Source organism: Planotetraspora mira (assembly GCF_016863275.1).
In the GTDB taxonomy this organism is placed as follows: Bacteria; Actinomycetota; Actinomycetes; order Streptosporangiales; family Streptosporangiaceae; genus Planotetraspora; species Planotetraspora mira.
In genome coordinates this window covers 1-13,007 of sequence record NZ_BOOO01000038.1, presented here as the reverse complement: position 1 = coordinate 13,007, position 13,007 = coordinate 1, and the positions used below count along the sequence as shown (strand labels likewise).

The window sequence follows — 13,007 nt, the reverse complement described above, 5'->3', positions numbered from 1 at the left end:
CGTACGACGGGAGGAGTAGCCGGGGCCCACGTCCGGATGCGGACATTTCCGTACAGCATCTGACGCCGTCAGTCATGCTGGAGTGATCGCCCACGTCGTGGAGGTCGCACATGAGGAGCGCAGTCGTCGCCCCGCTGGGGCTGGTCATGCTGATCGGCCTGGTGGCGCCGCCCGCCCAGGCCGAGGGGAATCGTCACTCCCCGAAGACGACCACCTCCTGGCAGGACGTCAAGAAGCCGGTCGCCGAGGGGTACGGCGGTGCCGTCGCCACCGTGGACCTGGACGCCAGCAAGGCCGCGCTCGGCGTGCTCAGACAGGGCGGCAACGCCATGGACGCCGCCGTCACGGGGGCCGCCACGCTCGGAGTGACCGAGCCGTACTCGGCCGGCCTCGCGGGCGGCGGCTTCATCGTCTACTACGACGCCAAGACGAAGAGGGTCACCACGATCGACGGCAGGGAGACCGCGCCGAAGGCGATGACCTCGTCCGTCTTCGAGGGCATCCCCTTCGCGGACGCCGTCACCAGCGGCCTTTCCGTCGGTGTTCCCGGAAGCGTCGCGCAGTGGGATCTCGCGCTGCGCCGGTTCGGCACGCTGTCCCTCGGCCAGGCGCTGCGCCCGGCGATCGAGACGGCCAGGGACGGCTTCGTCGTGGACCAGACGTTCTACGACCAGACCGTGCAGAACGCGGCCCGTTTCGCCGACTTCACCACCACGTCCGCCCTCTACCTGCCCGGGGGACAGCCGCCGCCGGTCGGGTCCGTCTTCCGCAACCCCGACCTCGCCAGGACCTACACCGAGCTGGCCAAGCGCGGCCCGTCCTGGGTGTACGGCGGGGGCCTCGGCGCCGAGATCGTCGCGACGGTCAAGAAACCGCCCGTCACCCCCGGCTCGACCCGCGTCGTCAGGCAGGGCCTGATGGAGCTGGCCGACCTGAAGGCCTACCGCGCGCTCGAACGACGGCCCACCAAGGTCTCCTACAGAGGCCTCGACGTGTACGGCATGGCGCCCCCCTCGTCCGGCGGCTCGACGGTGGCGGAGGCGCTCAACATCCTCGAAGCGGTGCCGAGCCTCGGCCGGCGCGTGGGGTTGCACGAATACCTGGAGGCCTCGCGTCTGTCCTTCGCCGACCGCAACGCCTACGTGGGAGACCCGGCGTACGTGGACGTGCCGCTCGACGGCCTGCTGTCCGACGCCTTCGCCAAGGAGCGGGCCTGCCTGATCGGCGCCACGGCCATGGCGAACCCCGCCCTGCCCGGCTCGCCCGACGGCGCATACGCACGCTGCTCCGGCGCCGGGCCCACCGGCCCCGCCGCCGCTCCGGACAAGGCCGAAGGCCCGGAGACGACCCACCTCGTCGTGACCGACCGCTGGGGGAACGTGGCCGCCTACAACATCACGATCGAGCAGACCGGCGGCGCCGGGATCGTGGTGCCGGGCCGCGGGATCCTGCTGAACAACGAGATGACCGACTTCACCTTCGGCCCCGCGCCGGGCGACCCCAACCTTCCGGCGCCCGGCAAGCGGCCGCGCTCGTCGATGGCCCCCACGATCGTGCTGAAGGACGGCAGGCCGCTGCTGGCCGTGGGCTCACCGGGCGGAGCGACGATCATCACGACCGTGCTGCAGATCCTCCTCAACCGGTTCGACTTCGGGATGACCATGCCGCAGGCGATCGCCGCACCCAGGGCCTCGCAGCGGAACACGCCGACCACGCAGGCCGAGCAGGCGTTCATCGACCGGTACGGCCCGCAGCTCACCGCGCTCGGCCACTCGTTCTCCCTGGTCCCCGGTCCGCCGGTGGGGGAGATCGGCGCGGCGACCGGTCTGGAGTTCCTCGGTCACGGCAAGGTCCAGGCGGTGGCCGAGCCGCTGCGGCGGGGAGGGGGCAGCGCGCTGGTGCTCAGCCCCTCGCCCGGGAAGGACCGATGAGCTCGTAGACCTCGGGCTTCACCTTCCGGGTCCTCGCCCAGTACTCGAAGGTGAAGCCCGGCCAGGTTGCCCGGTTCCTGCCGTGCTCGTCGAGATACCAGCTCGTGCAGCCGCCTTTGTGCCAGACGAGGCGGTCGAGCCGTCGCTGGAGCCGTTCGTTGTAGGTCCGCTGCGCCTCCTCCCGGACGTCCAGAGCCCTCGCTCCGGTCCGGGAGAGCAGGCGCAGGCAGTCCATGACGTACCGGACCTGGGCTTCGATCATGAAAACGACCGAGGTGTGGCCGAGACCGGTGTTGGGCCCGAGGAGGAAGAACAGGTTGGGGAAACCGGCGGTGCTGACGCCGAGGTAGGCCTCGACCCCGTCCCGCCAGGCGTCCTGGATCTTCAGGCCGTTCCTGCCGACGATCCGCTGGTCGTTGAGAGCGTCGACGACCTTGAACCCGGTGCCGTAGACGATCACGTCCACCTCGTGCTCGGCTCCGGTGGCGTCGATGACCGACCGCTCTTTGATCTCCCTGATGCCGTCGGTGACGAGCTCCACGTTGTCCCTGGTCAGGGCGGGATAGTAGTCGCTGGACAGCAGGATGCGCTTGCAGCCGATCGTGTAGTCGGGCGTCAGCTTGGCGCGCAGCCCCGGGTCGGCGACCTGGCGGGCCAGATGCCGCTCGGCCACCCGCTGCTGGACCTTCATCAGGGCGGGATCCACCGTGAAGCCCAGGGCGCGGGTCTCGAGCAGCCAGTAGATCGAGTTCCGTACGGCTCTCGCGGCCCCCGGAACACGCAGCGCCCGCCGCATGCGGTCGGACACGGCGAGGTCGGGCTTGGGCTGGACCCACGGGGGAGTGCGCTGGAAGACGTGGAGCCGGGCGGCCTGCTCCGCGACGACCGGAACGAACTGGACGGCCGAGGCGCCCGTGCCGATGACGGCCACCCGCTTGCCGTTCAGATCGACGGAGTGGTCCCACTCGGCCGAGTGGAAGGCCGGACCGGCGAACCGCTCACGTCCGGGGATCTCGGGGAACGAGGGGATGTGCAGGGCGCCGATGCCCGACACGACGGCGTTGGTCTCGAAGGACTCTCCGTCGGCCGTCGAGACCCGCCACCTCTGCCGCTCGTCGTCGAACTCCAGCATGCTGACGGCCTTGCCGTACCGGATGTGCGGGGCGAGGCCGTACCTGTCGACGCATGTGCGGAGGTAGTCCCAGATCTCCTCGCGGGGGGAGAACAGCCTCGACCAGCCGGGGTTGAGTTCGAAGGAGAAGGAGTAGAGGGGGGAGGGGACGTCGCAGGCGCATCCGGGATAGGTGTTCTCCCGCCAGGTCCCGCCGAGGTCGTCCGCCTTCTCCAAAATCACGAAGTCGTGCCAGCCGGCCTCTTTGAGCTTGATCGCCATGCAGAGGCCCGCGAAACCCGAGCCGATGATCGTGATGGCCGGACGTGGCATGTGGTCTCCCCGGCGACGGGCGGCTTTTGAGTCCAGTTGACGAACTCATCGACCAAAGTAGTCACCGAGGGTCGGCGGGTCCAGACCTGATCAGTGAACGAGCCGGGCATGAACAAGCCGCCGACGGGCGCGGTCGTCGGCGGCGAGTAAAAGGGATGTCAGCTTGCCAGGTAGATCACCACGGCGAGCACCACGACGACCGCAACGCCGACGGCGATGAAGATCGGCAGGCGTGAGGGCTGCTTCTGCGTCGCCTCGGCGTCCTGATTCTGCGCGAAGGCCCGGAAAGCCTGCGTGTTCCCCGCCGGGTCCATCTGAGGTTCTGACATGGCGAAAACTCTAGCGACACTTGGGACGTCCGGGATGCTGAATTGTCGGATTTGCGTTCGCATGCGAGTGAGGCGCACCATCGAGGCGCAGAGCCGGGAATCGGCGGACCTCCACGTGCGGGGGCGCCCGCATCGGCGGATAGCGTGTGAGTCATGCTCCGTACCCTGTTCGCCCCCCGGCTGGTGGCCCTGCACCTGCTGGTGATCGGGGTGCTGATCTCCTTCACCTTCCTGGGGCGATGGCAGCTCGGCGTCTTCGAGTCGTCCGGCGCGCCCAAGCTCGCCCCCGATCCCGCGCCGGTGACCGTCACGAAGCTCGCCGAGGTGGGCAGGCACGTGACCGGCGAGGTCGCGAACCACCGGGTGACGGCCACGGGGACATTCGACGCCGGTGGCCAGCTTCTCGTCGCCGATCGTCATCCCGACGTAGACGCCGTCGGCGGCAGGGCCGCGCGCGGCGCCGGATACTGGCTGCTGACGCCGCTGAGGCTGGCGGACGGCACGACCATCCCGATCATCCGCGGCTGGGTGCCGTCGGCGGGCGATCCGGCGGCGGCCGTGCCGGCGGGCCCGGTGACCGTGGCAGGACGACTGCGTCCCTCGGAGCAGACGGACGCGGTGGAGCGCAGTGGCCCGCTCCCCGACGGCCAGGTGGCGACCGTCTCGACGGCCGAGCTCGTCAACGTCTGGCCCGATACGCGTCTGCGGGACGGATTCGTCGTCGCGACCGCTCCGGCCCCGCCCGCGGGTGTCAGCGCGGTCGTGGTGCCGCCGCCGACGGAGGGCGTCGGCTTCTCGTGGCGCAACCTGGCCTACGCGGCCCAGTGGTGGATCTTCGCGCTCTTCGCCGTCTTCATGTGGTTCCACTTCGTGCGGGACGCCGTACGGAGCGGACGGCCGGAGGGGCACAGGTCCGCCGCTCCGGTGGCCGACGGCTCGTAAGCCCCTTTCGGCCGTGACGGCGTCAGGCTGTGATGCCGGGGATGCCGGGGATGCCGGGGATTCCACCAAGGCCCGAGGCTTTCCGGCCGCTCCGGGTCACGCCGCCGGACGGACCGGCCGGGGGCACGGATATCGTGTGAGGACCGTTTCCCAGCAGAGGTAATGATCGACGTGGAATCCGCGCTCAAGTTCTACCGTGTCATGGCGTACGTCGTCGGCGTGATGCTGCTCGTGCTCTGTGTCGGCATGGTCGTCAAGTACGGCTTCGACGACGACGCCATGGTGGCCGTCGTCGGCCCGATCCACGGCTTTCTTTACATGATCTATCTGGTGGGCGCACTCAACCTGGCGCTCAAGGTCCGCTGGCCCATCGGCTACCTGTTGCTCGTGTTGCTCGCGGGGACGATCCCGTTCCTGTCGTTCGTCCTGGAGCGCAGCGTCACCGAGCGCGTCCGCAAGCTGATCACCGCCACCGCCTGACGCGGAGAGCGCGGCCGTACTCGTCGAGTCTCCTCGAGCACGGCTGTTCGCCCGCGGTCACCGGACCGCGGGCGTTCTTGCGTTGACCGGGTCTTGCTGTAGCTGTTCCTGCTTCGACCGGTCTAACTGTGGCTGTTCTTGCTTCGACCGGTCTTGCTTCGACCGGTCTTGCTGTGACGCCTCGGCGACGTTCGCCGGGTCAGCGGCCGATGCCGCGGCGGCGGACCCTGCGCAGCCGGGCGCGCTGCGACTCGTCGAGCATGAAGTAGCCCGCGACCGGCGCGCCCAGGGCGACGATGACGACCAGCCAGGTCAGGAGAGACGGCAGCGGAAGCAGGATGGCGAGCACAGCCACAATTCCCGCGCCAACGTAGTACTTGCCGAGTGGCGACATCGTGGGGCCTTTCGTTATCGGAGCGTCCAGCAGCCCCCCGCTGCCGGAGTTCGTCGCAACGTGAACGTCCGGGAGCGCGCCCGAGTTCCAGCCGCCGGCCGGACCCACGGGGGAAGCGGCCTGCTGGGCCGGCGCCCGCGCGGAAAGCCCCACTCTCGGGCAGGCTGGGGCTTGTACGCCGTCGAGCGTGAATCCGAGCGTGAGCCGCGCGGAATCCGAGCGTGAGCCGTACGGAATCCGAGCATCAAGCCGGGCGTCAAGCCAGGCGGAATCCGCGCGCGAAGCCGGACGGCACGCTGAGCGAAAGAGGACCCGAATCGTGGAAGAGGACCCGGAGCGCGGGCGGAGCGCGATCGGGCAGGCTCTCGCGATCCTGGGCGACCGGTGGGTGCTCCTGATCCTGCAGCGGGCCTTCATGCTCCGTGTCAGGACGTTCGCGGGCTGGCGCGACATGCTGCCCATCGCCGACTCCGTCCTCGCCTCCCGGCTGAGGGAACTGGTCGGTCACGACGTGCTCACGCCGGTCGCCCATCGGGAGGGCCGGACCCGGCACGAATACCGGCTCACGTCCCGGGGGCTCGGTACGTGGTCGCTGCTCATGGCGATCCACTCCTGGGAGCGCGACTGGACCGGCGGGATGTGTCCCTCACTGATCCATGAGTCCTGTGGCGGGGAGGCCAGGCCGTACCTGGCGTGCGGGCAGTGTGGCGAGCCGATGAGCGCCCGGGACACCGAGACGGTGCGGGGGCCGCACGCCACCTTCGCCGGCATCGGGCCGCCGCGCAGGCGCCGCAGGGCGTCGCGGGCGGACTCGGGCACCGACACGCTCGGCTACCGCCCCGAATCGATGGAGATCCTCGGTGACCGCTGGAGCACGGCGATCCTGGCGGCGGCGCTCCTCGGCACACGGCGCTTCGTCGAGTTCCAGTCGGAGCTGGGGATAGCGCCGTCGGTGCTCACCGACCGGCTCCGCCGTTTCGTGGATCGGGGCGTCCTTCGCCAGGCGGACGGGGACTACCGGCTGACCGAGAAGGGGCTGGCCTTCTTCGAGGTCTTCGCGTTCCTGGTCCACTGGGCCCAGCGAGAGTTCACGGCGCCGCCGGGCTCCGGGCTCACGATCACCCACCGGCCCTGCGGCGCCGCGCTCGCGCCCGTCCTCGCATGTGCGGTGTGCACCAGGCCGCTCCACAGGCACGACGTCCGCTTCCTACCTGTTCCTGCGGATTCCGCAGGGCCGGACCTGGTATCCGCCGGGTCACCGACGGTCCTGATCAGCTCTCGCCCGACTCGGGCTTTCCCATCGCCTTACGGATCACGTCTCGCACACGATCCATGATCGCGACGGGCCCGCCGAGCATCAGGTTCTTCATCGCCGACTCGGTGCCCGGGTGCGGGTGGGTGGGGGCCACGGCCTCGGCGGCCTTGACGCCAAGGGCCATCGCCCGGCGCTCGGCCTCCGTGGTCGCGGCTTTGAGCTCGGAGAACTCGTAACGCTCCTCGGCCGCCGCGTGTGCGAAGACGGCCGCGCGGAGCCGTTCCAGCTCCTCTGCGAACTCCGGCTTCGTCACGTCCATGTCGTCGAGGCGGCTGAGCATCTCCTTCGCCTCTTCCTCCTCGTGCAGGCGGTTGTCCACGATCGTGTCCCCGCCGATCAGTTTGCGCCGCGCATAAGGATGAACGATCTCCTCCTCCGCCGTCTCATGTACGGCCAGCAGCCGGACAAGTCGGCTGAACGCCTCCTGGCGCTCCTTCCCCTGACTCCTGCCGACCTCGTCGAACAGATTCCTGATGAGCCCGTGCTGGTGGATCAGCAAGTCGATGACATCGTTCTCGTGCATCAACTCGGGTGTGGTCTGGCGGTCCATCCGTGCCCCCTTCAGGTCATATTCGGACTACCCGTAACTAGGGACCGAAACCATCGGCTCGCCAGAGGTCGGCTGAAGTGATTGCACAGGATCTTCACATTTCAGCAGGGAGTTCGTGCACAGTGGCGTCCTACGCTTTCGCCATGACCATCCCCCAGCAGCGTCGCGTCCTCGTGGTCGAGGACGACGAGACGATCGCGAGAGCCGTACGGATCCGGTTGGTCGCGGAAGGCTTCGACGTGCGCGTCGCGAGCGACGGGGAGGAGGCGCTCGCGGCCTACGCGCAGGCGGAACCCGACGTCGTCGTCCTCGACCGGCTGCTGCCCGGGCTGAACGGGCTGGAGGTCTGCCGCCGGATGCAGGCGGCCCGTCCGGTGCCGGTCCTCATGCTGACCGCGCTTGGCGAGGAGACCGACGTGCTCGTCGGCCTGGGCGTGGGCGCGGACGACTACATGACCAAGCCGTTCAGCATGCGGGAACTGGTGGCCAGGATCGACGCCCTGCTGCGCCGGGTCGAGCGGGCCAGCATGCTCGCCCATGAGGACGCCGTCATCCGGGTCGGCGAGGTCGAGATCGACAGCGCCGAACGGAGGGTCTTCGTCAGAGGGGTCGAGGCGCAGCTGACCAGGACCGAGTTCGACCTGCTCAGACGGCTCGCGGAGCGTCCGGGCCAGGTCTTCGAGCGCGAGCGCCTGCTGTCCGACATCTGGGGATTCTCCGAGGGGGCCGCGACACGGACCGTGGACAGCCATGTCCGGGCGCTCCGGAGGAAGCTCGGCCCCGACGTCGTCCGTACCGTCCACGGGGTCGGCTACGCGCTCGTACGTCCATGACCGCCCGCTGGGATGGAGGTGGGGGCATGCGGCCCCTCGATTTTCTCGGCCGGATCAAGGTGAAGCTCGGCATCGTGATCGTGCTCGCCGTGGTGACGGCCTTCGTCGTCAACGAGGTCGGGATCAACGCCGGGCTGTCGCGCGGCGTGCGCATCGCGATCGCCGCCGTACTCGCGCTGATCATGGTGCAGTTGCTCGCCATGGGGATGACCAGGCCGCTGCGGGAGATGGCCGCCGCCGCGCAGACGGTCGCCAAGGGCAGGTACGGCATGCGGGTGTCGGCCACCTCCCGGGACGAGGTGGGCGAGCTGGCCAGGGCGTTCAACGCGATGGCCGCCGACCTCGGGGAGGTGGACAGGCAGCGGCGTGAGCTGGTGGCCAACGTCAGCCACGAGTTGCGGACACCGATCACGGGGCTGCAGGCCGTGCTGGAGAACGTCGTCGACGGGGTGTCCGAGCCTGACATCGACACGCTCGGCACGGCGCTCGCCCAGACACAGAGGTTGGGGCGCCTGGTCGCCCAACTGCTCGATCTCTCCCGGCTCGACTCGGGCGCCCGCCCGATGGAGGCGGAGGTGTTCGACCTCGCGTCGTTGTGCCGGCAGGCCGCGGACGAGGTCGGTCTCGCGCGCGAAGGGGTGACGGTCGAGAGCGACGTGCCGCACGGAACGGCCGTCCTCGCCGACCCCGCGCTGCTCGCCCAGGTGCTGGCCAACCTGCTCGACAACGCCGTACGGCACAGCCCGCCAGGCGAGACGGTGCGGCTCGAGGCGCGGTCGTCGGGGAGCGATCTGGAGATCAGCGTCATCGACCGCGGGCCCGGCATCCCGGATGGGGAGCGCACACGGATCTTCGAGCGGTTCTCCCGGCTGGACGCCGGACGTGCGGCCGACGCGGGAGGCGCGGGGTTGGGTCTCGCGATAACCAAGGAGATCGTCGAGCTTCATGGCGGCGCGATCCGCGCGGCCGAGCCGGATTCGGATGGGGAGTCCGGCCGCGATGCCGGGGCGGTGTCCGATTCTCAGCGGTCCGATTCACCGGCTTCCGATGCGCGGGTTTCTGATGCGCAGAATTCCGGTTCACCGGTTTCCGGTCCACAGGTCTCTGAACCGCAGGTTGCGGATTCTCAGGTTTCCGATCCGCAGGTTTCCGATCCGCAGCGCCGGGGGCGCGGCTGTCGCATGGTCGTCGTGCTTCCCGGCCGGTTCGTGGGCGTGCCGTCGGCGACGCCGGAACCCGGTAGAGACACCGGCAGAGACCACGGCAGGGGGAACGGGACGAAGGGAAGGCCCACGTGGGGCTTCGAATCGAGATCTGAGTCGAGATCTGAGCCCGGATCTGGGACGGGACCTGGGACCGGGCTCGGGACCGGGCCTGAGCCGACGCTTGTGCCGACAGAGGGGCCGGCACAAGCACCGGGTGGGAGTCGTGTGGTGGCGGCCGTCGCGCAGACCGGTGTGACGGCGAGAGTGCCGACAGAGGGGCTTCAGGCGAGGGCCGCGACGGGGACGGCGGAACCGCATGCGACCGGTGCCACCGGTCGCGAGGCACGGGCGGGGGGAGACATGGAGGGCGAGATGCCGGACGCACCGACAGGCGAGATCGAGAGCGGGGCCAAGACCGGGATGACGGGCGGCGAGAAAGGGACGGAGAAGAACGGGGAGAAGGACGCGGGGAAGGACGCGGAGAACGGCGACGCGGTCGATTCTGACGCGTTACCGGGCGGCGCCGGGGCGGGGAGGGGTACCGGGTCCGGGACGGAGACAAGAACGGGGACGGGGACGGGGACGGGGACGGGGATAGGGGCGGGGACCGGGATTACGGGCCGAGCTGTGCCCACCGCGCCCACCGCGGCTACCGCCGTAGAGAGCGGCGAGGTGGCCGGGGTGGCGGCCGGCGCGCATGCCGGCCGGGTTGGTGAAACGGTCACGGCCGGGGCGGGCGAGCCGGAAACCGGCGTGACCGCGGAGATTATCGGCGCGGGGACCCGCGAGCCCACGCCGACCGAACCGGGTGACGCCAAGCTGAGTGCCGCCAAGCTGAGCGGCGGCGAGTCGGGGGATGCCGGGCCGGGAGGAACCGAGCGGAGAGACGCGTCAGGGGGCGCCGCGCCGACGGATGCCGACCTGCATGACGCCGCCTTGCGTCGCGCCGAGCCGAGTGCCGCTGTGCCGAGTGCCGCCGAGCCGAGTGCCGCTGAGCCGAGGGGTGACAAGGCCGCGGATCTGGCCGCGGCGGCACAGGACGCGCGCCACTTGTCACCTGGGTATGGGCCATATCCGTACGGAGGAGCGCCGTACCCGCCGCCCCGATATGGATCGCCCGCTCACGGGGGAGTGCACCACGGGCCACCACCGCCCGGATACGGTCCGCCGCCACAGGGAGGCGCGCGTAACGCGCCGCCGCCCGCCTACGTGCCGCCCCCCTTGTTCCCACGGCCGCAGCTGCCTGACGCGCCGCGGTGGCTGCTCCTGGCCGCCGGCGCCGTAGGCCTCGTCGCCGCGCTTGCCCTGCCGTACGCGGCGACGGGGCTGGGGCTGGTGATCACGGCCGTCGCGTTGGGAGCGGGCGTCTTCCCGGCGCTCATCGCCACAGGTCGCCGGCGCATCACGCCGTGGACCGTGGCGTTCGGGATCATGGCGTACGCGTTGGTGTCGGTAGCCCTGTTCCGCGACGCGGACTGGCTCGTATGGCCGTTGTTGTCGGCGGCGTTCTGCATCGCGGCGCTCGGCATCTCCGGTGCGGGGGCAGGGTGGCTGAGTGCGCTTCGAGGCGGGCTGTCGGTCGTCCTCGCGGTCTTTCCGCTGCCCTGGTTCCTGGAGGCGCCCGCCAAGCGGCTGGTCAAGCACAGACGGGTGGTCCCGCTCCTGGTGAGCATCGGAATCACCCTGGTGCTGCTCCTCGTCTTCGGTGTGCTGTTCGTGTCCGCCGACGCGGTCTTCTCCGCGTTCGCGAGCCAGGTGCTCCAGGCGCCCGACTGGGCGTCGAGCCTGCCGGTCCGGATCTTCCTGTTCTTCGTGTTCGCGGTGGGTGCGGCGGCGGCCGTGCTGGTGGCCCTGCGTCCGGTGGCCGAGCCGACGGGCCCCGACCTGCGAATATCCGTCAGCCGGGCGGTCTGGGTCATCCCCCTGGTCGGGCTCGATCTGCTGTTCGCGTCCTTCGTGGCCGTGCAGCTCACCGTGTTGTTCGGCGGCAACCGCAGGGTGTTGTCCACGGCCGGGCTGACGTACGCGGAGTACGCCAGGTCGGGATTCTTCGAGCTCGTGACGGTCAGTGTCTTCGTGCTCGGGATCGTCGTGGTCGCGGTGGGCCTGTTCGGGCCGAAGGGCCGCAAGGACCAGCGACTGCTCGCCGTACTGCTGGGCTTGCTGTGCGCGTTCACCCTGGTCATCCTCGCCTCCGCGCTGCATCGCCTCGGTCTTTACACCGGCGCGTACGGCTGGACCCGCCTGCGCGCCTCGGTCGGGGCGACGATCTGGTGGCTCGCCGCTGTGTTCGTGCTGGTTCTGATCGCGGGAGCGGTGTGGCTCTCGAACCGGGGAACGGCATGGTTGCCTCGCACGCTCGTCATGGTGACCGGGATCTGCCTGCTGGCGTTCGCGGTGTGGAACCCCGATGTCCGGGTCGCCGAGACGCAGTTGACCGTCCGGGGCGTCTACCGGCTCGATCACGACTATCTGGGAGATCTGGGGGCGGAAGCCGTACCGACTCTGGATCGTTTGCCGGAGCCCATCCGTAGCTGCGTGCTCCGCGATGTGGTGGCCGCCAACGACCTGACTGGGCCGGATCCCTGGAACGGGTGGAACCTGGCCAGGGAGAAGGCCCGTGACGTGCTCGACAAGCGACCGCTGGCGAACGTCTCCTGCGCCGAAGGGGTGCCGCGCACCGTTGATTGAGCAGCGGCCTCTCTGCAGCCCGTGTAGGGGTGATGGGGGCGGGCGTTGAGGACTGGCACCTGTCGGGGCTCGCGGAGCTCTGGCGGGTGCCCGTTCTTGTCGGGTCGACGGCGCTGGCCATATGTGCGGCGATGGTCGATCTATTCATATTCACGGAGTCTGCGCGAGTGGCCTGTATTGGGCCCGTTGGGCAAGGCGTCTTTGTGTGAAACCGCCAATAGGCCGAGTCGAATGTCCGGATATATCGCGATGCAAGTTCTTGAAAATCTGATTCGAAAACAATAGCGAATTCGCTGAGGGCCATGCCATGATTCATACATCTGTTCGAGGAGATGGTGAACGTGGCAGAGGAAAGGCCCTGTGGCCCTGATTGGTGGGCTGAGGTGGTGGCCCGGGCTGGGTCCTGGCCGTCCGACGGCGCCTCGGCCCTCGACGTGTTGGGGCTGGACTCCCGGCAGCCGGATTCTTTGCGGCGCTCTCCATCGGATTCACTATTGACCGGACCCGTGCCGTTTTCTCCCCTGAATTCTCCGCGCTCGGATTCCACTTGCTCGAATTCGGCGCCGTCGGGTTCTTCGGAGGTGCCGTCTTCCGCGCCAGGGGCGTCTCGGCGGGCCTTTTCCCGGTTGCCGTTCTCTGTGTTGCCTTCCACCCGGGCTGAGAGTTCGCCCGCGGTCGGCCAGTCGTCACGTGAGGCCTCCTCCGATGCGTCCGGTGAGGCCTTCTCCGGCGACGATGCGCCTTTTGACGCGGGTTGCGCCTCCCCTGTCGACTCCGGGTCGGATGCACCGGGCGACGGCGATGCTCCGCCTGGGGCCGGCCGCGGAGCGGATGTCTCCGACCCTTGCTTCTCGGTGTCCGAGCCGGGGGTGTCGTCGTGGGGGTTGGTGGCC

10 protein-coding genes are annotated in these 13,007 nt (G+C 69.6%); 6 read left to right on the top strand and 4 right to left on the bottom strand.

Annotated features, from left to right (window positions below):
- Positions 1-110: 110 nt before the first annotated feature.
- The gene (gene ggt, locus Pmi06nite_RS32065) at positions 111-1,931 is read left to right on the top strand and encodes a gamma-glutamyltransferase (protein ID WP_239114346.1); all 1,821 of its coding nucleotides are present in this window, start codon (positions 111-113) and stop codon (positions 1,929-1,931) included.
- Here the strand turns inward: ggt and Pmi06nite_RS32060 are convergent.
- Together Pmi06nite_RS32060 and Pmi06nite_RS32055 are read right to left on the bottom strand one after the other, a co-directional pair.
- On the bottom strand, positions 1,903-3,375 hold the full coding sequence (locus Pmi06nite_RS32060; protein WP_203956914.1) for a flavin-containing monooxygenase: 1,473 nt from the start codon (positions 3,373-3,375) through the stop codon (positions 1,903-1,905). The genes ggt and Pmi06nite_RS32060 overlap by 29 nt on opposite strands.
- A gap of 158 nt (positions 3,376-3,533) precedes the next feature.
- A complete protein-coding gene (locus tag Pmi06nite_RS32055) occupies positions 3,534-3,704 on the bottom strand; it encodes a hypothetical protein (protein ID WP_203956913.1) in 171 nt (56 codons plus the stop codon).
- 153 nt (positions 3,705-3,857) lie between these two features.
- On the opposite strand from Pmi06nite_RS32055, the gene Pmi06nite_RS32050 reads away from it, so the two are divergent.
- Together Pmi06nite_RS32050 and Pmi06nite_RS32045 are read left to right on the top strand one after the other, a co-directional pair.
- A complete protein-coding gene (locus tag Pmi06nite_RS32050; protein ID WP_203956912.1) occupies positions 3,858-4,646 on the top strand; it encodes an SURF1 family protein in 789 nt (262 codons plus the stop codon).
- A 162-nt stretch (positions 4,647-4,808) separates the two neighbouring features.
- Positions 4,809-5,126 (top strand): DUF3817 domain-containing protein, encoded by a 318-nt coding sequence (locus Pmi06nite_RS32045; protein WP_239114345.1) that lies wholly within the window; start codon positions 4,809-4,811, stop codon positions 5,124-5,126.
- 199 nt (positions 5,127-5,325) lie between these two features.
- Here the strand turns inward: Pmi06nite_RS32045 and Pmi06nite_RS42240 are convergent, their stop codons facing one another.
- Entirely contained in the window at positions 5,326-5,673 is a 348-nt protein-coding gene (locus tag Pmi06nite_RS42240) for a tail-anchor membrane protein (protein WP_239114344.1), read from the bottom strand.
- Positions 5,674-5,839: 166 nt separating this feature from the next.
- Between Pmi06nite_RS42240 and Pmi06nite_RS32035 the strand changes: the two genes are divergently transcribed.
- Positions 5,840-6,856: a winged helix-turn-helix transcriptional regulator gene (locus Pmi06nite_RS32035; protein ID WP_203956911.1), complete on the top strand. Its 1,017-nt coding sequence runs from the start codon at positions 5,840-5,842 to the stop codon at positions 6,854-6,856.
- Here the strand turns inward: Pmi06nite_RS32035 and Pmi06nite_RS32030 are convergent.
- A complete protein-coding gene (locus tag Pmi06nite_RS32030; RefSeq protein WP_239114343.1) occupies positions 6,792-7,385 on the bottom strand; it encodes a hemerythrin domain-containing protein in 594 nt (197 codons plus the stop codon). The genes Pmi06nite_RS32035 and Pmi06nite_RS32030 overlap by 65 nt on opposite strands.
- A 143-nt stretch (positions 7,386-7,528) precedes the next feature.
- On the opposite strand from Pmi06nite_RS32030, the gene Pmi06nite_RS32025 reads away from it, so the two are divergent.
- Together Pmi06nite_RS32025 and Pmi06nite_RS42235 are read left to right on the top strand one after the other, a co-directional pair.
- Entirely contained in the window at positions 7,529-8,218 is a 690-nt protein-coding gene (locus Pmi06nite_RS32025; RefSeq protein ID WP_203956910.1) for a response regulator transcription factor, read from the top strand.
- 26 nt (positions 8,219-8,244) lie between these two features.
- Positions 8,245-12,114, top strand: coding sequence for a DUF4153 domain-containing protein (locus Pmi06nite_RS42235; protein ID WP_239114342.1), 3,870 nt, complete (start codon positions 8,245-8,247; stop codon positions 12,112-12,114).
- Positions 12,115-13,007: the final 893 nt, after the last annotated feature.